The organism is Actinomadura graeca (assembly GCF_019175365.1).
GTDB classification, from domain to species: Bacteria; Actinomycetota; Actinomycetes; order Streptosporangiales; family Streptosporangiaceae; genus Spirillospora; species Spirillospora graeca.
Genome location: NZ_CP059572.1, coordinates 5,897,270 through 5,920,410 on the forward strand (window position 1 = coordinate 5,897,270; position 23,141 = coordinate 5,920,410).

Sequence of the window (23,141 nt, forward strand, 5' to 3'; positions counted from 1 at the left end):
CCACGGCCCGCCCCTGAGCAGCCGCCCGCCGCGCCGATCGCCGCGGCGGCCGTTGCGCACCCCCCGGAGGAGCAGCCGACCGCCCCTCCGCAGACACCTTCCCTCCCGCCGACACAAGACGACGCGGAACTCCCTCCACCACCCGCCCCGCCCGCCCAGGTCGCGCCCGCACCCGTCCCGGCACCTTCTCTCCCGCGGTCAGAGGACGGCGCGGAACTCCCTCCGCCGCCTGCCTCACCTGCGCAGGTTGCGTCCGCGTCCGCTCCGGCACCTTCCCCCCTGCGGTCACCGGACGGTGGGGAACTTCCTCCGCCGCCCGCCCCGCCCGCGCAGGTCGCGTCCGCGTCCGCGCCGCCACGCTCTCTCTCGCGGTCGCAGGACGGCGCGGAGCTGCCTTCGCCGCCTGCCCCGCCTGCGCAGGTCGCGTCCGCGTCTGCTCCGGCACCTTCTCTCTCGCGGTCGCAGGACGGCGGGGAGCTGCCTTCGCCGCCTGCCCCACCTGTGCAGGTTGCGTCCGCGCCTGCTCCGGCACCTTCTCTCTCGCCGTCGCAGGACGACGCCGAGCTGCCTCCGCCGCCTGCCCCACCTGTGCAGGTCGCGTCCGCGTCCGGTCCGGCACCTTCTCTCTCGCGGTCGCAGGACGGCGCGGAGCTGCCTTCGCCGCCTGCCCCGCCTGCGCAGGTTGCGTCCGCGTCTGCTCCGGCACCTTCTCTCTCGCCGTCGCAGGACGGCGGGGAGCTGCCTTCGCCGCCTGGCCCGCCTGCGCCGGGTGCGTCCGCGCCTGCTTCGCCTACAGACGTTCCGCCTGCGCCTTTGGCGTCTGAGACGGCGGCTTCTTCCGTTCCGGTCGGGCCGGTGGTCCAGGAGGTTGGCGAGGAATCGGCGTCTCCGCCGCAGGCGCCTTTCTTGCCGCCGTCCGGAAGCGGTGACGAGATCCCGTCGCCTGGTCGTTCGGCGCCGGAGCGGCCCGTGGTCGAGCAGGCCGCCGAACGTGCCCAGGCCGCCGAGCCGCTCGTCCACCCCGACTTCGACTGGGCCGCGGCGGTCAGCCCGATACCCGGCGTGGGGACGGCGGATCCGTCCGGTGCGCCGGACGGATCCGCCGCCGCCTCGGCGCGCGCACCGGGGTCGGCCGCCCCGCAGCATCCTCATGCACCTGGTGGCCAAGGTCCGGTCGCGGGCGTGCAGAACCCTCAGGCGCAGGTGGCGGCCGAGCAGCTCGTCCGCAAGAACCAGCACGGCGACCCGCTGGGGCGCCGGATGCGGCAGGGCGTCTTCCGCGTCGTCGGCGGCGGGTCGGGGGACGCCAGGGGGGTGGAGGCGTTCGCGGAGCTGATGCGGCATCCGGTGCCCTCCGCGCGGCAGATCGCGGTCGCCAGCGTGCGCGGTGGTGCCGGGAAGACGACCATGGCCGCGCTCGTGGCGACCGAGCTGGCGCGGCACCGCGCGGACCGGGTGCTCGCCGCCGACGCCGATGCCGAGCTGGGCTCGCTGCCGCTGCGCCTCGGCGTCCGGCCGGACCTGTCGCTGTTCGAGCTGGCCGGGCAGAACCCGCGCTCGTTCGAGGAGGCCGCGCGGTTCCTGTCGCGGACCGCCGACGGGCTGTTCGTGCTGTCGTCCACGCGCGGCGGGCGGATCGCGGGCGAGTTCACCCTGGAGACGTTCCAGCAGGCCCTCAGCCTGGTCGGCCGGTATGTGACCGCCACGGTCGTCGACTGCGGCGCGGGCATCCTCACCGAGCTGAACCGGGGCGTCATCGCCACGTCGCACGGCCTCGTCCTGGTGACGCCGGGGACGGTCGACGGGGCGCTGAGCGCGCGCGGCGCGCTGGAGTGGTTCGCCGGGAACGACCAGCAGGAGCTGCTGGGCCGCACCGTCATCGCGATGGTGTCGCACGCCCCGCAGGTGGGCGCCGACCTGGAGCGGGCGCACCAGATGCTCACCGCGTGGGGGCTGCCCGTGGTGTCCGTCCCCTACGACCGGCACCTCGCCACCGGCGGCTCCCTGGACATGGGTCGGATCTCCGCCGCCGCGCGCAGCTCCGTGATCCGGGTCGTGCACGAGGTCTTCTCGCGTTCGCTCACCGCCGGAGTGTCCTGATGAGCAGTGACCTGGTCGCGCTGGTGCGGCGCCGTCCCGACGTGCACGCGGTCGCCGACGGCATGATCGCCATGGGGGAGGCGCTGGAGCTGCGCGGCGGCGAGCCGGAGCCGACGCTGCTGTACGACGCGGGCGGGCGGCTGCTCGTCTCGATCGAGGACGCGGTGCAGGTGTCGGTGCCGGGCGAGATCGGGCGGCTGCTCGGGGCGGAGTTCGCGGCCCGGGTCGTCACGCCCGTCTGGTGGGTGGACGTGCGCGCCGTCGCCGACGTCCCCGAGGCGGCGCGGTTGGCGCGCAGGTTCGCCGACTCCCTCGTGCACTGGCTCGGCGGAACGGTCTACCCCGACGGCGCTATCGAGGCCCCGGCGCGCAGCTGGAAGGCGATCGATCCCGACGTCCCCGCGGAGGGCGGCGCGTCCGCGGGCACATCGGGCGGCGCCGCCTATCGCGACGGCGTCATAGGCGGCTGACCCCAAGGTCGCTGTGGCCTCGCCATGGCAGGGAGGTACCTACCGCCAGTCGCGGGTCAGGTCCTGTTTCCAGGGGACGAGCTTCCACGGGCCGTGCGGGTCGGCGGACAGTTCCTCGACCACCCGCTCGTACTCGGCCTGGGACTGGCCTCCGCCGCCGGACCACAGCAGGCGGCCCTGGAGATAGCAGGTCGCCATGTCCTCCCACGAGGTGTAACGGCGCTGGATGTCGAGGGCGAGCGGGAGCATGCGCTCCCAGCAGTACTCCTCGGTGAGCCAGCCGACCATGTGGCCCCAGCGGTAGAGCATGAGCGCGCGGCCGTAGTCCCAGATGAGGAACCGGCCGACGTTGGCGCGCAGCGCCGGGTCCTCCAGCGTCTTGAGACGGTGGAGCTCGTGGGCGGCGTGGTCGCGGTCATTGAACAGCCGGTGCAGGAAGCGGCCGAGCTCGGCGCCCTCCTCCCCGGCGTCGGCGCCGGGCTGCTCGCGCAGGAGGGGCGGGACGAGCCGGGCGTACGCGGCGCCCCGCGTCCCGTAGCGGACGCGGACGAGCGCGATCAAACGCTCCACGAACGGCGGTTCGAGGACGTCGCGGGCGATGAGGTCGTCGACCTCACGGAGGAGGTTCGCGTACTCCTTGCGTTCTGCGGGGGTGCGTTCGGCGAGGGCGGCGTCCTGGGTGAAGTCGGCGCGGTGACCGTCCTGGACGAGCCAGTTGACGGCGCCGAGGAGTTGTTCGAGGTCGTAGGCGCCCCACGGTTCGCGGAGCAGCTCCTGGGCGGCGCGGCGGTCGGTGTCCGCGCCCGGCCCGGGGGTGGCGCCGAGCCGGTCGGGGCGGAACCCGTTGATCGCACCGTAGGGGGCGGCCGCGCCGAGGATCCAGCGCTGCACCGGGGTCAGGCCGCGCTCACCGCGCGCGGTGCGGGTGCCGTGCGCGTCCGGGTCGCGGATCAGCTCCCAGAGCCGGTCCCGGAACTCGGCGGCCTGCCTCTGCTCGCTCCTTAAGAAACCGGCGAGCTGCCGGTGAAGGGACGGGTGACGGACGTACAGGCGCTGGAAGACACGGCCGTCCTTCCACACCAGGTGCTCGGGGCGCAGCTCGCCGAACGGGACGCGGGTGCGGCGGTAGACCATCGCGCGTTCGGCGAAGCGCAGTTCCAGCCTGGGCCAGTGCGCGGCGAGCCGGGTGAAGCGCAGGAGCAGGACGAGGACGCAGGCGAGCGCGAGCAGCGCCGCGCCGGGCGCGAGGGCCCAGCGCGCCTCGTCCTGGAGGCCGGTGAGCGACAGGGCGGCGCCGAGCAGGAGCAGGACGACGCCTCCGGCGCCGAGGAAGGCGGACCAGCCGGTCGTCAGGACGAGTGGGCCCTCGACCCGCAGGACGCCCTCGTCGCCGTCGAATCTCAGCGATCCCCGGGCGAGGGTCCCGGCGAGGGCCCGCTCGAGCGCGTCGAGGCGGCGGGCCTGTTCCATGGGCAGGACCGTACCCCATCGCCGACATGTTGATCATCGGTGTGGTCCGTGTGAGGGGTGACACCCTCAGGCGGGCTGGAGGTGCCGCATCAGCAGGCGGTGCCGTTGCCAGCCCTCCGGGGAGCGTCCGTCGCCGAGCGGGAAGAGCGTCATCGGCGCGTGCGGGGGACCGACCTGCCGGCCGGGGATGCCGTCCGGCCCGCCGACGGTGCCGGTGACGGCGAGTGCGACGGGCGCGGCCGCGCCCGTCCAGCGGGGCTCGGTGGTGAGGTCGGCGCGGCCGGGGTTGAGCTGGACGAACAGTGACGCCACCGGCTGCCCGGCGGCGAGCGCGCCGACGAGCGAGGACAGGTGTCCCAGCGGCGGCGGGTCGGCGGGCGCGTAGCCGATGGTGACGGTGGTGACCTCGGCGACGCCGCCGCCCTCGGTGGTGGTGAAGTCGCAGATCGCCTGGGCGGGGCGCGGGCCGTCGCCGATGACGAGGAGCCGGGAGGCGGAGCGGGCGCGCGCGTACTCGGTGAGCCGGTCGCCGCGCCACGGGTGCTCCAGCGGCTCGGCGGGGCCGACCCCGGCGGGCGCCTTCCCGGTGAGGAGCGTGAGGAGGTGCTCGACGGGCCCGCCGAGGTCGCCGTCCGCGCCGTGCCGGACGCGGTAGACGAGGGTGAGCTGCGAGCCGATCGGCGCGGTGGGACGGGTCGTGAACCCGGGGGCGTAGTCGCGCGCCTCGGGGACGGGCACGAACGCCGCACCGCTCCATTTCAGCGGACGCCCGGTGAGGCCCTCGTAGTAGCCGTCCCCGTTGCGGACGACCCACAGCACGCCGGTGCCCGCGGCGGTGGTGCGCAGCGGCAGCGACAGCCGGGAGTCCAGGGGCGTGACGAGCTGCAGGGTGCGCCCGCTGCCGACGCAGTCCGCGACGGCCCTCGCCAGCCATGCGCTCAGCGGCACGACCGGCCGGTCCTGCAGCACGACCATGGCCCGGTCGGTCATTGCGTCGACGATGCTCATCTTCGTCCGAGTTTAGTGGGCTTCGGACCGCCGTCCGCGGGCCGGATGACCTTGACCGGACGACTTTGCCGCGACCCGCGTGGCTGGTGTCCTTTCTGTGCTGGAATGTTACGGATGCAGCAGACCGCCGCGCGGCCGCCCGCGTCCCACGCGGACAGCGCCCCCCGGCCGCCGGGACCGCCGGCGCGGGGGCGCCTGTGGCGCGTGCTCGGCTGGGTGTCGATCGGCATGTCCGCGGTGCTGGTGGTCGCGAGCCTCACCGCGTACGGGTTCTGGCGGCGGCTGGACGGCCAGATCGACCGCGAGAACGTGGACGGCAAGCTCGGCGACGACCGTCCCGCCAAGCTCAACAACTCGATGAACATCCTGCTCATGGGCTCCGACAGCCGCGCGGGGGAGAACGCCCGCTACGGCGAGGAGGCCGGGCAGCGCTCCGACACGACGATCCTGCTGCACATCTCGCCCGGCGGTGAGCAGGCGATCGGCATCAGCTTCCCCCGCGACTCGATGGTGGGCATCCCGCCGTGCAAGAAGCCGGGAGGCGGCTCGTCCCCGCCCCAGTTCGGGATGATCAACGCGGCGTTCTCGACCGGCGGCCCGGCCTGCACCTGGCGGACGATCGAGTCCCTCACCAAGATCCACATCGACCACTTCGTCGAGGTGGACTTCTCCGGCTTCAAGCGGGTCGTGGACGCGCTCGGCGGCGTGGAGATCTGCGTCCCGCGCCGCATCGACGACCCGAAGGCCGAGCTGCACCTGAGGAAGGGCCGCCAGATCGTGCACGGCGACCAGGCGCTCGGCTACGTCCGCACCCGGTACGTGCTCGGCGACGGCTCCGACCTCGACCGGATCAAGCGACAGCAGGCGTTCATGGCGTCGGTGGTGAAGAAGGCCACCGACCGGGGGATGCTCACCGACCCTGGGCGGACGTTCGCGTTCCTGTCCGCCGCCACCAAGTCCATCAAGGCGGACGACCGGCTCACGCTGTCGGTGATGCAGAAGCTCGCGGGCGGCCTGCGCGGGATGAGCGCGGGCAAGGTCCGCTTCGTGACCGTGCCGGTGCAGCCGTACCCGCAGGACAAGAACCGCGTGCAGTTCAACCAGGTACTTGCGGAGCCGCTGTTCCGGGCGGTCCGCGAGGACAACAAGGTGCCCGAGCCGGCGCCGCCCGCGCCCGTCCCCGCGCAGGGGAACGGCACGCGGGTGCCGCCCGTTCCGCCCGCGCAGGTCAGAGTGGCCGTCTACAACGCGACGGCGTCCACCGGCCTCGCGCAGCGGACGGCCGACCAGCTCGCCGAGCGCGGGTTCCAGGTCGTCAAGGTCGGCTCTCGCAAGGCGTCGTCCTCGGCGCCGACCCAGATCCTGTACGGCCGGGGCGCCGAGCGGCAGGCCGCGCGCCTCGCCATCGCGCTGCCCGGCCATCCGCCGCGCGCCTGGGCGGGTGGCAGGCCGGGCTACGTCTACCTGGTCATCGGCAGGGACGGTGCCGCGCTGCGCGGCCTGAAGCGGACACTGCCCAGCGTGACCGGCGAGATCCGTGCGGACGCTGACATCTGCGGACAGACCTGAGAAGACACGCAGACATGAGGAAGCACGCCGCGCCCACCAGGTTGCGCGGATGTGAAGAACCAGTCAAGGCGGGCGTCACGGACGTGGCGCGCCGGTAGGGTGGCGGCGCGCCAACCATCAACCGTGCCAAAGCGTCACAACTACGACTGCATACTCGATCAGACCCCGACCCCTGCCCTCAGGAGCCGCCCCCCGCCTCGGGCTCTGCCGGGTGATCCGTGCGCCCCGACCCCCGGAACGGACCCTGCTCTCGAATGGACATGCAGCCCGAACCCTTCACCTTGCTGATGACCGTGTACGGCGGTGATCGGGAGGAGTACGTCCGGGACGCCTTCCGCAGCGCCGTCCACCGCCAGACCCTCCGCCCCGACCAGGTGGTGCTGGTCCAGGACGGCCCCGTACCGCCCGGCCTGGGCGCCTGCCTGCGGAGCCTGGTCGCCGACAGCCCCGTCGAGGTCACGTTCGTCCCGCTGGAGCACAACCGCGGCCTCGGTCCCGCGCTCGACGCGGGCCTCCACGCCGCCCGGCACGACATCGTCGCCCGCATGGACGCCGACGACATCGCCATGCCGCACCGCTTCCAGGAACAGGTGCCGCTGGTGCGGGCGGGCGCCGACCTCGTGGGCGCGGGCCTGCTGGAGTTCGGCGAGGACACCGCCGACGTCGTCGGCCGCCGCATCCCGCCGAGCGACCCCGCCGACATCGCCCGCTACTCGCGGCTGCACGACCCCTTCAACCACCCCACGGTCGTCTACCGGCGCAGCGCGGTGATCGCCGTCGGCGGCTACGGCGACCTGCCGCTGATGGAGGACTACTGGCTGTTCGCGCGGATGATCGCGCAGGGCGCGCGGGTGGTGAACATCGCCGAGCCGCTCGTCTACTACCGGGTCGGGGACGGCGCGTACGCGCGCCGCGGAGGCCGCGACCTGCTGCGCTCCGAGCTGCGGCTGCAGCGCGCGATGCGCGGCGAGGGCTTCATCACGCGCCCGCAGTACTGGCGCAACGTCGTCGTCCGCGGCGGCTACCGCCTCGTCCCGACCGCGATCCGGCGCCCGGTCTACCGCATGCTCGTGGCGCCGTACGGTGCGCGCCGCAACCGCTCGCGCGACCGCGCCGCGCTCACCTTCGCGCCGCCGCCCGTCAAGGGCCCCTACGTCCCCCGGCACGCCCGCCCGGCGGAGCCGTCCCCGCCCCACCCCCCGCTCTAGGGGACGGGGCGGGTCCACAGGACGGGCTGGTCGCCGGTGACGTCGGTGCTGCGGCCCACGCCGAGCAGGCTGTTCTTGAACGCCGCCAGGCCGGTGATCTGCTGGTCGCCGTCCCCGCCGAGGCCGGTGCCGCCGGGTGCCGTGCCGCTCCAGGACGTGCCGTCCGCGGACGTCCACGACACCACGTCCGCGGCGCCCTGCCGGACCGTCGTCCCGGTCGCGGCGAAGCCCTTCGGGGTCGCCGTCAGCGACGTCACCGTGACCTCCGCGGTGCCGCCCGGGGCGGGCAGCGGACGCCACGCCCGCCCCGCGTCGGACGACACGTAGCCCAGCCACACCAGCCCCCGCGGCGTCGCGCCGATGCCGGCGGCGACCAGCGTGGTCCCGCGCGCGGCGACGTGGGTCAGGTGCCCCTCGGTCACGCCGCCGGGAAGCGGGAGCGTCCGCAGCGTCCACTGCCCGCCGTTCGCCGACGTCCACACCGAGGGGCGGTTCCCCTTGGCGTCGCGGGTGCCGCCCACGGCGGTGTAACCGGCCGCGCCGGACGTGACGTCCAGCATCCACCGGCTGGCGTCCTTGCGGCCCTCCAGCGCGTTCGCGCCGCCGCTCCTGCCGCGCTCCCAGGTCTCCAGGTCCGCGGACGACCAGGTCACCGCCGAGTACCCCGCGGTGCCGACGATCACGTATCCGCCGGGGCCGGACGCGGCGGCGGCCGTCACGGGCAGCCCGTCGCGCGTCGCCCGGAACGGCGCGGCGGAGTCGGCGGCCTGCCAGGTCGCGCCGTCCGCCGAGGTGACGACGAGCGCGCGGCGCGGGACCGCCTGGTCGTAGCCGACCGCGAGCCATCCCGCCTTGCCGCCGGTGACGTCGAGGAGCTGCTGTGGCCCGGGGCGGGTGAACGCCGCGCCGAGGCCCTGGGCGGGCTTCCACGTGCCGCCGTCCTTGGACGTCCACGCCGCGGCGTCGCCGGACGCGCTGCCCACGGCCACGGCGAGGTCGCCGGTCGCCCCCACGGCCTGGACGGTGTGGTCCGGGCGGACGGCCCCCGGCACCTTCGTCAGGTCGACCGGGACGGCGGTCCCGCCCGCGTCGAACACGCCGAGCATCGGATCCATGTCACCGCCGCCGGGCTCGCGGCCCACGACGATCGTCTGCGCGCCGGCGAGGGCCGCGTCCCGGAACTCGCGCTCCGGCTTGACCTCGGCGGCGCCCGCGTCCTTCCACGCCGCGCCGTCGGAGGTGCGCGACAGCAGCACGTCCCGGCCGCGGACGACGACGGCCGCGAAGCCCCGGCCGTCCCCGACGATCTGGCTCGTGCGCTGGTACCCGCCCGTCACGAGCCGCCCGGACCGCCGCCACGCGGCGCCGTCCCGGGAGGTGAACGCCTGCCCGTAGGACCGGCCGCCCGCCCTGATCTCGCGCAGCGCGAGGAACCCGCCCTCGCCACCGCCGACGATCAGGCCGCGGCTGCCCCTGGGGACCGGCACGTCCGAGGCCGACCAGGTGCGCCCGCCGTCGTCGGAGCGCCAGACCCGCCGGTAGGACGGCTTCTTCGGAGCGGGCGTGATCAGCCCTTCGAGGAGGATCACGTCACCGCTCGCCGCGGCCTCCACCAGCGAGAACCTGCCCCTGACCTGAAGGCCGATCTGCCCGCCCGCGCGCGGCTCCCAGCGGCGGCCGTCGGCCGAGAGCCACACCGCGGGCGTGGCGTCGCTGAAGTCCCCCTTCGCGGAGGTGTCGCCGATGGCGAGGAACCCGCCGCCGGTGGCGACGATCCGCCGGACGCGGTTGCCCGCGCCGAACACGTTCCCGACCGCGTCGGGCTCGCGGCGCCAGTCCCGCCCGTCCTCGCTCGTCCAGACGACGCCGCCGCCCGTCCGGGTGCCGATCGCCACCCAGCCGCCGGACGATCCGCCGACCGCCTGCGGCACGTCGCCGGGACGCGCCGCGCCGCCGTCCGGGCCCCGCTGGCCCGCGGCCTTGAACGTGCGGCCCCCGTCGCCCGACACCAGGAACACGCCGCGGGAGCCCTGCGCGTCGCTTTCGCCGCCGACCGCGACCACGGTGGACCCGACCGCGGCGACACCGGTCAGCTCCTGGTCGCGGCCGTCGGTGCGGGCCGCGCCGTCGACCGGGAACGCGGCACCGGCCAGCCTGGCGCCTCCGCCGCCCCCGCTGTCGTCGTCACCGCCGAGGCTCGTCACCGCGTAGAAGCCCCCGGCGGCGAGCAGCGCCGCCACGGCCAGCCCGGCGACCCCGATGAGCAGCGGCTTCTTGCTGCGCTTGCGCTTGGTCTTGCCCGCCGGGGAGCGCCACGGCTCGTCGATCGCGGGCGGCGGCGCCAGGGGCACGGCCTGCGCCGCCTCCCGCGGATTGTCCGGTATCTCCTGCGCGTAGGGGAACGGCTCCGCCGCGGACGGCGACCGCCGCGGGGAGTCGGGGATCTCCTGCGCCCACGGGAACGGCTCGGGCGCCGAAGGCTTGGGCGTCCCGGGGATCTCCTGCGCGTACGGGAACGGCTCCGGGGCGGGAGGCGCGGGGGCGCCGGGGACCTCCTGCGCGTAGGGGAACGGCGGGGGAGCGGACGCGGCGGCGGGCGGCTGCGCCTGAGGCGGCGCCGGTGGTGGCGCCGGCCGTGCGGGAGGGATCGCCGGCGTGTCCACCTGCGTCGCGTCCGGGATGTCCTGCGCGTAGGGGAACGGCGGCAGGACGGGAAGGTCGGTCGACGTCTCAGGCGGCGCGGACACCGGGGCAGGCGGCGCGGACGCCTCCGCCTCCGCCTCCGCCTCGGGCTCGGGTTCCGGGGTGTCCTGCGCGTGGGGGAACGGCGGCAGGACGGGAAGGTCGGTCGACGTCTCAGGCGGCGCGGACACCGGGGCAGGCGGCGCGGACGCCTCCGGCTCCGGCTCCGGCTCGGGCTTCTGCTGGAACACCTGGGTCTGCATGGCGGCACCGTCGGCGGCGTCGCTAAGCGTCTTGTCGTGGGCGCCCGCGGTGTCGTCCTCGGAGGTGGCCTCGGCTTCCGTCTTGGGCACCGGCTTCGGGGCGGTCTTCGAACCGGCCTTAGAAGCGGCCTCGGCCACGGTCCCCGGCGCGAGGTCGACGACAGTCTTGGGCTCGGGCTTCGCCTCGGGCGCGGGCGCCGGAAGCGCGGGCGGTTCGGGCAGGAGGTCGGCGCCCGTCGCCGGGCCCTCGTCCAGCCACTGGGGAGGCGGGGGAGGCGCGAACCCGTCCGAGGGCTCGGCCGGGGTACCGTCGCGGCCGGTCTCGTCGTCCGGAGTGTCCGGAGTCTTGGGTGAGGTCACGCCCGTCTCCCCCAGTCGGGTCGGGTCAATCCATGACGTCCATGGACCAGAGTGTCGCCAGCGATGATAGCGATCTGCGGGGGTGCCTCCGCTCGGCCCGCGCTGACCTGCCGGGCCGCCGGTCAGGGACCTAGCGGGTGCGCCCGGCGGACGCGCAACCGGCGCCGGAGCAGTGGGTCAGCGCGTACAGCAGGGCCGAGAGCTGCCGCTGCCTGTCGGGCGGCAGCCGCCCGCCCTGGTTGGTGAGCTGGTGCGGATCGCGGACGAGGTCGTAGTACTCGCGCTCGCCGTTCTGGTACTCCACGTAGAGGGCGTCGCGCAGGCGCAGCGCGTTGTAGGTCGGCGGCGCGCCGGGCGCGGAGTCCTGCCGGTCGGGGTCCTCGGGCGTCGGGCGCGGCTTGACGTGCTCGACCAGCGCGACGTTCCGCCAGTCCGCCGGGTCGGCGCCGCGCAGGAACGGCACGAGCGAGCGGCCGTCGGTGGCGGGCGGGACGGCCGCGCCCGCGAGGTCGAGGAACGTCGGGGCCAGGTCGGTGTTCTGGACGAGCGCGCCGGTGCGGCGCCCGGCCGCGACGCCGGGGCCGACGACCACGTACGGGACGCGGATGTCGGTGTCGAAGGCGGTCATCTTGCCGCCCGCGAGCCGGTGCTCGCCCATGTGGAAGCCGTTGTCGGAGCCGAAGACCAGGTAGGTGTCGCGGTCCAGGCCCCTCTCCGCGAGCGTTCGCCGCAGCCGGGCGATCATCTCGTCCACCGCCTGGACCATCCGCGCCCGGTCGCGGAAGCCGTTGTCGATCGCCTTCAGCCCCGGCTTGCGCAGCCGGGGGTGGGAGCGCAGCCAGGACGGCTTGTCGCCGACGTCGGGCTCGTTGAACGCGGGCGGGCGGGGCGCCCGGACGCCGGGGAGCGCGGCGGCGTGCCGGGGCGCGGGCACGAACGGGCCGTGCGGCGCGAACGTCGCGACCTCCATGAAGAACGGGCGGCCGGTGGCGCCCGCGCGCCTGACGAAGTCGTCGGCCTTCCCCGACAGGACGTCGGTCAGGTAGTCCTGCGGCGCGTGCCCGTACCTGACCAGGCGGCCGTTCTCGTTCATGTTGTAGTCGTACTCGGGGTAGCCGTTGCCCGTGACGTACCACTCGTCCCATCCCGGCGGGACGTACGGCGAGGGGCCGCCCTGCGCGTCGCCGGGCTGGTAGCCGTTCAGGTACTTGCCGAGGAACGCCGTCCGGTAGCCCGCCTTCCGCAATCCTTCCCCGAAGGACGCCTGCTCGCCGCCGTGGGCCTTGAACACCTGGTAGCCGCCGTCCGGCGGGAAGTTCGTCCGCACGCCCGTGTTGTGCGGGTAGCGCCCGGTGAGGATGGTGGACCGGGACGTGCAGCACAGCGAGTCGGCCACGAAGAAGCCGTCGAACGTGAGCCCGCGCGCCTGCATGTCCCGCACCTGCGGCATGTGCGCCACCAGGTTCCAGGAGAGGTCGTCGGTGAGGACGAAGACGATGTTCGGCCTCTTCGCCGGGGCGGCCTTCGCCGCTCCGGGCCGGGCGTCCCCACCGCCGGAGCAGCCCGCCGCCAGCGCCAGCACCAGGGTCAGCAGGATCAGGACCGGCGCGCCCGCCGGACGGAGCCGGAGTCGCCTGTGTCGGGTCAACGTCCGTCTCTCCTTCGCCGTGGCGCATGATCAGGGACCGTCAGCAGCGTAACGATCCGGCGGCGGTGACGCGCACCAGGTGTGGTTCGCCGTCCCCGGGGGTTGTTGGCATCATGCGGGGTGATGAACAGGTGGGCCGGGGATCCGCGATCGCGCGGGCCGCTGACGCCACTGGCCGCCGGCGCCGCGCTCAGTGCCGTGATCGCGCTGATCGTCGCGCTGGCGGACGCCTGCGTCCCCGGTTCGGGCGGGTCCGCCGCCAAGCCGCCGCCGCGTCCCTCGGCACGGGTCTCCGCGCGCGCCTCCGCTCCCGGCTCGCCCGCACCGCAGCCGAGCCCGGCCGGTACCTCCGGGCCCGTGTCCCCGCCGGGATACTCGCCGGTCGAGCCCGTCCTCGACCAGTACTTCGCCGACCCCGCCGTCATCAAGGCGGCGGGCACCTACTTCGCGTACGGGACGAACAACGCGGATGCGGCGATGCCCGTCGCGACCGCGCCGTCGCCCACCGGGCCGTGGACGCGCGCACCCGGCGACGGCCTCGCCCGGCTCCCCGCCTGGGCCACCACGGGCCGGACGTGGGCGCCGGAGGTCGTGCCGCCCCAGGGCCCGTCCAAGACGTACGTGCTGTACTTCTCCGCCCGCCGCAAGGACGGCGACGCCCAGTGCATCGGGGCCGCCACCGCCACCTCGCCCGCCGGGCCCTTCGTCCCCTTGGACGGCGAGCCGCTGGTCTGCCCGATGGACCTCGGCGGCGCCATCGACCCCGCGTCCTACATCGAGCCGGACGGGACGCGGTACCTGCTCTACAAGAGCGACGCGAGGAAGACGGCGGCCATCTACCTCGTCCGGCTCACCCCGGACGGGCTGGGCCTGTACGGCGAGCCGAAGCGGATCCTCGCGCGCGGCTCGGAGCCCGCGCTGGTGGAGGCGCCCGACCTGGTGAAGCGCGGCGGCGAGTACGTCCTGCTGTACTCGGCCGGCTGGTACTTCCGGCCGGACTACCAGACCCGGTACGCGGTCGCGCCGTCGATCGAGGGCCCGTACGAGAAGGCCGGCCGGCCGCTCCAGTCCACCGGCGGATACGGCGGGAAGGTCGAGGGGCCGGGCAGCGCGGACGTCCTCAGCGACGACACCGGCGACCACCTGGTCTTCCACGGCATCCTCAAGCACCTCGGCGGCGCGAACGTGAACCGGGGGATGTACGTCACGCCGCTCGGCTGGGACGGGGCCCGGCCCGTGATCCGGGGCACGGCCGTCCGCCACGAGGCGGAGGACGGGCGGCTGAACGGCTGCGTGTCCGTCCTCGCGCGGCCCAACGCCTCGGGCGGCAAGGCCGCCGGGCCGTTCGACCGCGACGGCTGCCGACTTGAGGTGCCGGTGTTCGCGCCCGCGGCAGGGCGCTACTCCGTCCGCGCGCAGTACGCCAACCGGTCGGGACAGGAGTCCGACCTGGAGCTCTCGGTGAACGGGACGGCCGCGACGCGGCTGCGGCTGCGCGTCACCAAGGACGCGGACTGGACGTCGACCTCGGCGGAGGTCGAGCTGGCCGCCGGGTGGAACACCCTCGGCCTGCGCCGCGTGAACGGCCAGGGGCAGCTCGACTACCTGGAGCTCCTGTAGCGGCCCCGCCCGCTCGGCGGCGGCGCGTCCACGCCGACCTCGCGCAGGAGTTCGGCGGTCGGCCTCGGACGTGTGAACAGCCCCTTGCCGACCCCGCGCAGCAGCGCGCGGCGCAGGACGGCCCTGTCCGAGGACGAGGCGAACGTGCGCGACCAGCGCCGGAGCGTGGACCCCGCGTACAGGACGCGTTCGGGCGGCGCCAGCCCGGGGCTGCCGGTGAAGAGCCAGATCTTGTTGCGGACCTCGTAGAAGAAGCGGTCGCCGGGATCGGCGTCCGCCCCGCCGAACACCTTCGTCTTGTGGACCACGACGCTGCCGGGGCACAGGACGCCGCGCCGCCCGCGCAGCAGCCGGGTGGTGAACTCGAAGTCGTCGTTCCACAGGAAGTAGTCGGCGACCGGCAGCCCGCGCTCGCGCACCGCCGCCGCGTCCACCAGCACCGACACGAACGACGCGGAGCGGACGGGCACGCAGCCCGCCGCCCGCGCGACCTCCAGCTCGGCGGCGCGGACGCGGGGCTTCGCGCGCGGCGTGTTCATCGGGTGGTCGCGGCCGTCGGTCCACACGACCCGGCTGGCCACCAGGGCCGGGGGGCCGTCGGCGGCGGTGGCGCGCTCCCGCGCGTCCAGCAGTGCCCGGAGCGCCTGCGGCTCGGGCACGGTGTCGTCGTCCAGCAGCCAGAGCAGGTCCGCGTCCAGCGCGCGGGCCATCCCGGCGCCGAACCCGCCCGCCCCACCCACGTTCCGGGGCAGCTCCACGAGATCGGCACCGGGGAAGCGGTCGCGGACCATCGCGGCGGTCCCGTCCTGTGACGCGTTGTCGACCACGACGATCCGGTCGGGTGCGCGCGTCTGGGCGCCGATCGCGGTGAGCGCCTCGTCCAGCAGGTCGCGCCGGTCGAAGGTGACCACCACCGCGGCGACGACCGGGTCCCGCGCCGGGTCCCGCGCCGTGTTCTGCGGACCGTCCGCGTCCCGTGCGGCGGACGTCACGGGCCGCGCCGCCCGGTGGCACGGCGGGCCGCCCGCTGGAGCGCGGGGGCCGGCGCCGCGGCGGCCTCCAGCAGCTTCTCCAGGTTCTGCCGGACCTCGGCCATCTCGCCGTGTAGGTGCGCCAGCCCGATCCGCTCGTTCGCCCTGGTCAGCCCCTTCAGCAGGTGCGCGGCAACGCCCACGGACGCGGCCGCGACCAGCTCGTCCGGGACGTCTCCGGGGAGCATCGTCTCCGCCGGGTGCCGCGACGTCGTCAGCTCGCCGAGGTCGCCGGAAACGCGGTAGCCGGAGGCGCGCAGCGACGCGGCGATCTCCCGGGTCCGCTCGGCCGCCCACTCCACGTGCCGCGCGGGCAGGCCCATCGGGGGGCGGCCCGTCTCGTCCGCGGCCTCCGCCAGCCCGTGCCCGACGAGATGGTCGCGGACCATCCGCTCGTAGTCGCCGCCCAGCACCGGCGCGATCTTGACGTTCAGGCGGCGGAGCAGCTCCGCCTCGATCGCCGACAGCGGCTCCTCGTCCTCGATCCCCCCGATGTCGCACGTCCCCGCGCCGATCCCGGTCACCGCGCGGAAGCGCTCCCAGAGGGTCGCCGGGGACCCGCCGGGCGGCGGGAGCGTGAGGACGTGCACGCGCTCCTTCGGGACGGCCGACTCCCACGTCCGCAGCACCCGGACCGGGTCGTGCAGCCCCCAGAACATCTCCCCGTACGGCTCGGGCGCGCCCGGCCCGAGCGTCACGAGGTCGTCGACGAAGCGCTCGAAGGTGATCGCGTGGGCGTGCCGGATCTGCTCCTGCCAGTCGAGGATCAGCTGCCAGCCCAGGTCGCGGGTGGCGAGCACCACGTGCACCTCGGCCGGTTCCAGCGCCGCCACCGCCCGCTCGACCTGGCGTTCCGTCGCGCCGCCGAGCAGGCCGTGGGAGAACACGACGGTGTCGCCGTCCCATTCGCGGGCGCGCCGGGCGACGCGGTCCCAGGCGCCGTCCCACGCCGGGTCGCGGTGGCCTCCCCAGCTCATCTCGCGCAGGTCCATGACCGCCGCGAAGTGCTCCTGCGGCCCGGCGAGCGGGTAGCAGACGCCGGTGTCGCCGAGCCGCCGCCGGTTGTCCCACAGCACCCGCTGGAGGAACGCGGCTCCGGCGGTGGGCGCGCCGACGTGCAGGAAGACGGTCTTCGTGGTGCCCCGCGTGTCCATCCGGACGTTCACCCCTTGCTCGTCCCGGCGTCCGATCGGCCTGCCTTGTCGTGAAGACGACGGTATGCCCCCTGGACCCGCCGGACGGCCGGGTACCGCTCGGTCGCGCTGTGCACCGCCCGGTGGACCAGCGGCGTCGCGTCGCGGACGAGCCGCCCGGTCAGCTCCAGCAGCTCCGCCGAGTCGTCCCGCAGCAGGCCCAGCCGGTCGCCCGGCGCCATCTGCGACCCGGGCGTGGACGCGGCGCGCCGCTCGGCGTCCAGGACGCGCAGCAGCAGCGCCGCGACGGCGTCGGTGCCGACGTCGGCCAGCTCAGCAGGGGACGCCTCGGCGGCCGGGACGTCCGCCGCCCCGGCCGCGGGGACCAGCTCGTAGAGGTCGCCGACCACGTGGTAACCGGCGGCGCGCAGGCCCTCGGCGGTCTCGACGGCCCGCTCGGTCGCCCAGCGCAGGCCGTCCGGCGGCAGCCCGATCCGGACCGGCGCCGGGCGCGCGGCCAGCACCTCCTGCGCGAGGTGGTGCTTGACCGACTCGTTGTAGACCTGCCAGCCGACCCCCTCGTCCAGCGCGGTGTTGAGCCGGAGCAGGAACCCGGTCTCGGCGAGCCCGAGCGATGGGTTCGCGAACGAGCGGGACAGGTCGTACTCGTCCGGGACGAGCCCGACGGCCGCGCAGAAACGCCGCCAGAGCAGGTCACGCGGCGCGCCCGGACGGGGCAGCGTGACGACGTGGACGCGCTCCGGCGGCAGCGCCGCGCCCCACCGCCCGAGCACGGCGACCGGATCCTGGAGCCCCCAGAACAGCCGCGCGGAGTCGAAGCTGCGCCAGTCCGTGCGCCGCAGCACCGCCACGAACTCGGCGAACGGGGTGCTGAACCGGTTCTTGACGTCCTCCTGCCAGTGCGCCGGGATCTGCCGGGCGAGGTCGCGCGCGGTGAACACCACATGGACGTCGGCGAAGGAGAGGTCGTCCATGGCCCGCGCGACCTGGGCGGCCGTCGCGGGGGCGAACAGCTCCTGCGAGATGATCGCGTCGCCTGGCCACTCCCGGACGCGCTCCACGATGTCCCGCCACGAGCCCGGGACCGACGGGTCCGACGCGCCGCGGAAGAACGTCCCCCGCAGGTCGAAGGCGGCCCTGACGTGGTCGGCCTGGTCCGCGCCGGGGTAGAGGACGCCGTGCCCGCGCAGCCGGTCCCGGTTGTGCCACAGCACCTGCTGGAGATAGGTCGTGCCGCTCTTGGCCGCCCCGACGTGCAGATAGACCGCGGGACGCGCGTTCTGTGCCGTCCTGCCGGAATGGGGGGAGACCACCGCGATCCTTGGTTCTTGCGCCGGTACCGAACAAACGCCGGGTATCTTAGCCCCATTCCCTACCAATAGACCGGCTGGTGACGTCCGTTCGGCCGGGTCCTCCGCTCCCCCCTCGCCTGGGATGGACGCCCTCCTGTGAACGTTGATCTCGTGGTCGCCGGGTCCGGGTTCTTCGGGCTCACGGTGGCCGAACGGTGCGCGGCCGACCTCGGCCTGCGCGTCCTCGTGCTCGACCGGCGCGGGCACATCGGCGGGAACGCCTACAGCGAGGCCGACCCGGAGACGGGCATCGAGGTGCACCGCTACGGCGCGCACCTGTTCCACACGTCCAACCGGCGGGTCTGGGACTACGCGAACCGGTTCACCTCCTTCACCGGCTACCGGCACCGCGTCCACACCACGTTCAAGGGCCGCGTCTACTCGATGCCGATCAACCTCGGCACCATCTGCGAGTACTTCGGCCGCGCCTTCACCCCGGACGAGGCCCGCGCGCTGGTCGCCGCGCAGGCCGCGGAGGTGTCCGATCCGTCCAACCTGGAGGAGAAGGCGATCTCGCTGATCGGCCGTCCCCTCTACGAGGCGTTCATCCGCGGGTACACCGCGAAGCAGTGGCGGACCGACCCCCGCGACCTGCCCGCCGAGATCATCACGCGGCTGCCCGTCCGGTACACCTTCGACAACCGGTACTTCGACGACGACTTCGAGGGCCTGCCCGCCGACGGCTACACCGCCTGGCTGGAGCGGATGGCCGACCACCCGCGCATCGAGGTGCGGCTCGGCACCGACTTCCTCGACCTGCGCGGCGACACGGCCGGCAACGTGCCCGTCGTCTACACCGGGCCGCTGGACCGCTACTTCGGCTACGCCGAGGGCGAGCTCGGCTGGCGGACGCTGGACTTCGAGACCGAGGTCAGGCCGACCGGCGACTTCCAGGGCACCGCCGTGATGAACTACGCCGACGAGGACGTCCCGTACACGCGGATCCACGAGTTCCGGCACTTCCACCCCGAGCGCAAGCACTATCCGCCGGACCGGACGGTCATCATGCGGGAGTACTCGCGGGCCGCCGCCCGCGGCGACGAGCCGTACTACCCGGTCAACACCGCCGCCGACCGCGCGCGTCTGCTGGCCTACCGCGAGCTGGCCCGGCGGGAGGACGGCGTCCTGTTCGGCGGGCGGCTCGGCACCTACAAGTACCTCGACATGCACATGGCCATCGCGGGCGCGCTCAGCATGGTCGACAACAGGCTGCGCCCCCATTTCACCGGGGGCTCGCGTCTTACCAGCACACCCGGACAAAGCGGAGGTATGGACGAGTGAGCGAGCCGCAGGCGGGACTCGCCCCCGGTGAGGACACGACCACCCACATCCCCCGCACCAGCCTGGGGCCCGCCGGGTTGCGCGTCGTCCAGCGCGTGGTGATGCCCGTCGACCGCGACCTCGACGTCCTCGCGCTGTACGTCGAGGGGGAGATCGGCCGCGGCGCCGAGGCCCTCGCCGCCGAGGCCGCCGCCGAGGACGGCATCGCCGCCGCCGACGTCGTCGGACGGCGCAGCGTCGTCGTCCCGGTCGGCGGGCGGGCCTCGTTCGCGACGTACTTCAACGCGTTCCCGGCGAGCTACTGGCGGCGCTGGACGAATGTGGACGAGGTCGTCCTGCGGGTCCGGATGCGCGGCCAGGCCAGCGTGATCGTCTACCGGTCCAGCGCGAAGGGGCACGTGCAGCGCGTGGCGTCCGTGCGGATCGACTCCGACGTCCCGCGCGAGGAGACGTTCCGGCTGACGCTGGGCCCGTTCATCGACGGCGGCTGGTACTGGATGGACGTCCTCGCGGGCGAGCAGGACGCCGTCCTGGAGCGCGCGGACTGGTGCGTCGACCCGGCCCGGACGGGCCCGGTCCGCCAGGGGCGGGTCAGCCTCGGCATCACGACGTTCGACCGGCCGGGCTTCTGCGTCGACCAGCTCCTCGCCCTGGGCGGCGCGCCCGAGGTGCTGGACGTCGTGGACGACGTCTTCGTCATCGACCAGGGCACCCGGCGCGTCCGCGACGACGCGGGCTACGAGCGCGCCGCACGCGGGCTCGGCCGCAGGCTCCGGCTCATCGAGCAGCCGAACCTCGGCGGGTCCGGCGGCTTCTCCCGCGCGATGGACGAGACGCTCAGGGCCGGGACCAGCGACTACGTCCTGCTGCTGGACGACGACGTGGTCACCGAGACCGAGGGCGTGCTGCGCGCGGTCGCGTTCGCCGACCACGCCCGGACGCCCACGATCGTCGGCGGGCACATGTTCAACCTGTTCGCCCGGTCGCAGCTGCACGCCTACGGCGAGACCATCGGGCGGTACCGGTGGTGGTGGGAGGAGGCGCCGCACACCAGGCGCGAGCACGACTTCGCCCTCCCGCCCGACACCAACCCGAGTCCCCGCCTGCGCAAGAGCCGGGGCGGCCTGCGCGAGACGAAGTGGCTGCACCGCCGCGTGGACGTCGACTACAACGGCTGGTGGATGTGCCTCATCCCGGTCGACGTGATGCGCAAGGTCGGGCTGTCGATGCCCATGTTCATCAAATGGGACGACGCCGAGTACTGCGTGCGCGCGGGTGCGGCCGGGTTCCCGACCGTGTCGCTGCCCGGCATGGCCGCCTGGCATGTGCCGTGGCAGGACAAGGACGACGGCATCGACTGGCAGGCGTACTTCCACGAGCGGAACCGGCTCGTCACGGCGCTGGCGCACTCGCCGTACGAGCGCGGCGGCAACCTCGTCAAGGAGAGCTTCATCGTCTCGGTGAAGCACGCCCTGTCCATGCAGTACTCCACCGCCGAGCTGATGCTGTCGGCGATCGAGGACGTCCTCGGCGGGCCGGGCCACATGCACGCCGGGATCGCCCGGAAGCTGCCGGAGATCATGGCGTTGCGGGCGGAATTCCCGGACGCGCGGAACCGCGCGAGCCACGAGGAGTTCCCGCAGGTGCGGCGGACCAGGCCCCCCAAGCGGGGACGGGGCTTCAAGCCGCCGCGCGGCACGGTGAACGTACTGGCCGGCGCGATGCTCGGCACCCTGCGCCAGCTCCGGCCGGTGGACCCGGCCGGGCGCGACAACCCGCAGGTCGTGGTGCCGCACATCGACCGGCACTGGGGACTGCTCTCCCAGGTGGACAGCGCGCTGGTCTCCTCGGCCGACGGCACGAAGGTCGCCTGGTACCAGCGCGATCCCGAGCGGTTCAGGAGCCTGCTCAGGCGGACGTCGCTGCTGCACGCGCGGCTCAGCCGGGAGTGGCCCGAGCTGAGCCGCCGCTACCGGGACGCCATGGACGAGCTCACCTCCCCGGAGGCGTGGCGCGCGACGTTCGACGCCGCCGCGAGCGAGGCCACGTCCGTGCCCACGTCCGCGCCCGGTGGTGGAGCCGTGGGCGAGGGAGCCGAAAGCGCGGGCGCCGGTGCCGGGGCGGCCGGTGCCGGGGCCGGGGAGCCTGACGGGGGATGACGACGACGCCGATCCGTCCGGACGACCGGCTGCGCCCGCCGGGGGAGGACGGCGGGCTGCGGCAGACGCTCCGGAACAAGTACCTGCTGCGCCTGCTCGTGCGCCGGGAGCTGAGGGCGCGCTACAAGGGATCGCTGCTGGGCCTCGGCTGGTCCTACGTACGACCGGCCGTGACGTTCTCGGTCTATTTCTACGTGGTCGGCGTCTTCCTGGGCCTGGACAGGCAGGTCGAGGACTTCCCGGTCTACCTTTTCTCCGGCATGGTCCTGATCAACCTGTTCACCGAGACGCTCCATTCCACGACCCGCTCGGTGACGGGGAACGGATCACTCGTCCGCAAGGTGTTCCTTCCGCGCGAGCTGTTCCCGACGGCGTCGGCGCTGGTGTCGCTGGTGCATTTCCTGCCCGGAATGATGATCTTGCTGGGCGGCGCGGTCGCCGCCGGATGGCGGCCCTCGCCGGGCGCCCTCGCCGCCGCCGCGCTCGGGTTCGCGATCATCGTGGTGCTCGGGCTCGGCCTCGGGCTGCTGTGCGCGGCCGTCAACGTCTTCTTCCGCGATCTGGAGCAGGTCGTCGACATCTCGGTCATCGTCATCACCTGGTCGGTGCCGATGATCTACCCGTGGACGCACGTCCGGACGCACGCGCCGGGCTGGGTCCTCGACCTGTACCTCGCCAACCCGCTGGTCAGCGCCGTCTCCCTGTTCCAGCGGGCGTTCTGGTACCCCGGGACGGACGGCTCCTTCGCCTTCCCACCGGACCTGTACGCGCGCGCGGGCCTCTCGCTGGGCGTCAGCGTGCTGGTGTTCCTGGCCGGGCACGCGGCGTTCGGCCGCATGCAGCAGCGATTCGCGCAGGAGCTGTAGCCGTGACCCCCTCGATCGTCATCGACTCCGTCACCAAGCACTTCACGCTCCGGCACGCGCGGTCGATCAAGGAGATGAGCGTCCGCGCGCTGCGGGGGCAGAGCCTGTCCGACCGGTTCCGGGCGCTGGACGGGGTGAGCCTGACGATCGGCCAGGGCGAGACCGTGGCGCTGATGGGGCTGAACGGATCGGGCAAGAGCACGCTGCTCAAGCTCATCTCCGGGGTCATGCGGCCGGACGAGGGCCGGGTCCTCGTCCGGGGCCGCGTCGCCGGGCTGATCGACGTGGGCGCCGGGCTGCACCCCGAGCTGACCGGTCGGGAGAACGTGCACCTCAACGGTGCGATCCTCGGCATGTCCCAGGCCGAGATCACGCGCAAGTTCGACGCGATCGTGGAGTTCTCCGGCGTCGGCCGGTTCCTGGACGACCAGGTGAAGTTCTACTCCTCGGGCATGTTCATGCGGCTGGCGTTCTCGATCGCCGCGCACACCGAGCCGGACGTGTTCCTCATCGACGAGGTGCTGGCCGTCGGCGACCCGCCGTTCCGCGAGAAGTGCCTGGAGCGCATCCGGGAGCTGCGCGGCGAGGGCCGCACCATGGTCATCGTCGCGCACGACATCCAGATGCTCGTCGGGCTCTGCGACCGGGGCGTGACCATGCGCCAGGGCCGGGTCGCCTTTGACGGGCCCACGGCCGAGGCAGGGCGGCTCGTCCGGGAGGACCGGCAGGCCCGCCGCGCCGCGGCCGCACTCCCCGACGCCGGGACGCCCTTGTGAATTCCCGGCGGGAAGTGCCCGCGGAACAAAGCACGCGGAACAAAGCGCGCGGATTCCGATATGGGCTTGGATAAGGTGTCCCGAACCGCGGCGGGCGGACCGCGGGCGCAGGTCCGATTCCGGA

At 74.2% G+C, this 23,141-nt stretch carries 16 protein-coding genes; 9 read left to right on the plus strand and 7 right to left on the minus strand.

Annotated features, from left to right (window positions below):
- Positions 1-969: 969 nt before the first annotated feature.
- The gene (locus AGRA3207_RS26120; RefSeq protein WP_231329650.1) at positions 970-2,100 is read left to right on the plus strand and encodes a CpaE/TadZ family protein; all 1,131 of its coding nucleotides are present in this window, start codon (positions 970-972) and stop codon (positions 2,098-2,100) included.
- Positions 2,100-2,570 carry a hypothetical protein gene (locus tag AGRA3207_RS26125; RefSeq protein ID WP_231329651.1) on the plus strand — a complete coding sequence of 157 codons (471 nt, stop codon included), beginning with the start codon at positions 2,100-2,102 and terminating at the stop codon, positions 2,568-2,570. The genes AGRA3207_RS26120 and AGRA3207_RS26125 overlap by 1 nt, the downstream gene beginning before the upstream one ends.
- 39 nt (positions 2,571-2,609) lie before the next feature.
- On the opposite strand, the gene AGRA3207_RS26130 is transcribed toward AGRA3207_RS26125, so the two are convergent.
- Both AGRA3207_RS26130 and AGRA3207_RS26135 read right to left on the minus strand, forming a co-directional pair.
- Positions 2,610-4,040 carry a DUF1266 domain-containing protein gene (locus tag AGRA3207_RS26130; protein ID WP_231329652.1) on the minus strand — a complete coding sequence of 477 codons (1,431 nt, stop codon included), beginning with the start codon at positions 4,038-4,040 and terminating at the stop codon, positions 2,610-2,612.
- A 66-nt stretch (positions 4,041-4,106) separates the two neighbouring features.
- The gene (locus AGRA3207_RS26135; RefSeq protein ID WP_231329653.1) at positions 4,107-5,048 is read right to left on the minus strand and encodes a DUF6177 family protein; all 942 of its coding nucleotides are present in this window, start codon (positions 5,046-5,048) and stop codon (positions 4,107-4,109) included.
- 114 nt (positions 5,049-5,162) lie between these two features.
- Here AGRA3207_RS26135 and AGRA3207_RS26140 point away from each other — a divergent pair, with 114 nt between their 5' ends.
- A complete protein-coding gene (locus AGRA3207_RS26140; RefSeq protein ID WP_231329654.1) occupies positions 5,163-6,617 on the plus strand; it encodes an LCP family protein in 1,455 nt (484 codons plus the stop codon).
- Between the two features lie 260 nt (positions 6,618-6,877).
- Entirely contained in the window at positions 6,878-7,825 is a 948-nt protein-coding gene (locus tag AGRA3207_RS26145) for a glycosyltransferase (RefSeq protein ID WP_231329655.1), read from the plus strand.
- Here AGRA3207_RS26145 and AGRA3207_RS26150 read toward each other — a convergent pair.
- Together AGRA3207_RS26150 and AGRA3207_RS26155 are read right to left on the minus strand one after the other, a co-directional pair.
- Positions 7,822-11,130, minus strand: coding sequence for a hypothetical protein (locus AGRA3207_RS26150; RefSeq protein ID WP_231329656.1), 3,309 nt, complete (start codon positions 11,128-11,130; stop codon positions 7,822-7,824). The genes AGRA3207_RS26145 and AGRA3207_RS26150 overlap by 4 nt on opposite strands.
- A 130-nt stretch (positions 11,131-11,260) precedes the next feature.
- Positions 11,261-12,778, minus strand: a complete 1,518-nt coding sequence (locus AGRA3207_RS26155) for a sulfatase family protein (RefSeq protein WP_231329657.1) — start codon at positions 12,776-12,778, stop codon at positions 11,261-11,263.
- Positions 12,779-12,901: 123 nt separating this feature from the next.
- On the opposite strand from AGRA3207_RS26155, the gene AGRA3207_RS26160 reads away from it, so the two are divergent.
- Complete coding sequence (locus tag AGRA3207_RS26160; protein ID WP_231329658.1) at positions 12,902-14,398, plus strand: family 43 glycosylhydrolase; 1,497 nt, start codon at positions 12,902-12,904, stop codon at positions 14,396-14,398.
- Here AGRA3207_RS26160 and AGRA3207_RS26165 read toward each other — a convergent pair.
- The 3 genes from AGRA3207_RS26165 to AGRA3207_RS26175 are packed head-to-tail and all read right to left on the minus strand — an operon-like array spanning position 14,380 to position 17,896.
- Positions 14,380-15,390, minus strand: coding sequence for a glycosyltransferase (locus tag AGRA3207_RS26165; protein ID WP_231329659.1), 1,011 nt, complete (start codon positions 15,388-15,390; stop codon positions 14,380-14,382). The two genes, AGRA3207_RS26160 and AGRA3207_RS26165, sit on opposite strands and share 19 nt — an antisense overlap.
- The gene (locus tag AGRA3207_RS26170; protein WP_231329660.1) at positions 15,387-16,583 is read right to left on the minus strand and encodes a hypothetical protein; all 1,197 of its coding nucleotides are present in this window, start codon (positions 16,581-16,583) and stop codon (positions 15,387-15,389) included. Before AGRA3207_RS26170 ends, AGRA3207_RS26165 begins: the two co-directional genes overlap by 4 nt.
- An 8-nt stretch (positions 16,584-16,591) precedes the next feature.
- Positions 16,592-17,896: a hypothetical protein gene (locus AGRA3207_RS26175; protein WP_231329661.1), complete on the minus strand. Its 1,305-nt coding sequence runs from the start codon at positions 17,894-17,896 to the stop codon at positions 16,592-16,594.
- Positions 17,897-18,031: 135 nt separating this feature from the next.
- Here AGRA3207_RS26175 and glf point away from each other — a divergent pair, with 135 nt between their 5' ends.
- From glf to AGRA3207_RS26195, 4 genes are read left to right on the plus strand one after another with little or no spacing between them, the layout of a single operon-like run.
- Positions 18,032-19,216: a UDP-galactopyranose mutase gene (gene glf / locus AGRA3207_RS26180; RefSeq protein WP_231329662.1), complete on the plus strand. Its 1,185-nt coding sequence runs from the start codon at positions 18,032-18,034 to the stop codon at positions 19,214-19,216.
- The gene (locus tag AGRA3207_RS26185) at positions 19,213-21,375 is read left to right on the plus strand and encodes a glycosyltransferase (protein ID WP_231329663.1); all 2,163 of its coding nucleotides are present in this window, start codon (positions 19,213-19,215) and stop codon (positions 21,373-21,375) included. Before glf ends, AGRA3207_RS26185 begins: the two co-directional genes overlap by 4 nt.
- Entirely contained in the window at positions 21,372-22,241 is an 870-nt protein-coding gene (locus tag AGRA3207_RS26190) for an ABC transporter permease (protein WP_231329664.1), read from the plus strand. Before AGRA3207_RS26185 ends, AGRA3207_RS26190 begins: the two co-directional genes overlap by 4 nt.
- A 2-nt stretch (positions 22,242-22,243) precedes the next feature.
- Positions 22,244-23,017 carry an ABC transporter ATP-binding protein gene (locus AGRA3207_RS26195; RefSeq protein ID WP_231329665.1) on the plus strand — a complete coding sequence of 258 codons (774 nt, stop codon included), beginning with the start codon at positions 22,244-22,246 and terminating at the stop codon, positions 23,015-23,017.
- Positions 23,018-23,141 lie beyond the last annotated feature (124 nt).

Bases quoted from the DNA above. Each gene is read 5' to 3' on its own strand.
- AGRA3207_RS26145 (WP_231329655.1), top strand. From the start codon at position 6,878: ATGCAGCCCGAACCCTTCACCTTGCTGATGACCGTGTACGGCGGTGAT.
- AGRA3207_RS26190 (WP_231329664.1), top strand. From the start codon at position 21,372: ATGACGACGACGCCGATCCGTCCGGACGACCGGCTGCGCCCGCCGGGG.
- AGRA3207_RS26160 (WP_231329658.1), top strand. From the start codon at position 12,902: ATGAACAGGTGGGCCGGGGATCCGCGATCGCGCGGGCCGCTGACGCCA.
- AGRA3207_RS26135 (WP_231329653.1), bottom strand. From the start codon at position 5,048: ATGAGCATCGTCGACGCAATGACCGACCGGGCCATGGTCGTGCTGCAG.
- AGRA3207_RS26170 (WP_231329660.1), bottom strand. From the start codon at position 16,583: ATGGACACGCGGGGCACCACGAAGACCGTCTTCCTGCACGTCGGCGCG.
- AGRA3207_RS26125 (WP_231329651.1), top strand. From the start codon at position 2,100: ATGAGCAGTGACCTGGTCGCGCTGGTGCGGCGCCGTCCCGACGTGCAC.
- AGRA3207_RS26130 (WP_231329652.1), bottom strand. From the start codon at position 4,040: ATGGAACAGGCCCGCCGCCTCGACGCGCTCGAGCGGGCCCTCGCCGGG.
- AGRA3207_RS26140 (WP_231329654.1), top strand. From the start codon at position 5,163: ATGCAGCAGACCGCCGCGCGGCCGCCCGCGTCCCACGCGGACAGCGCC.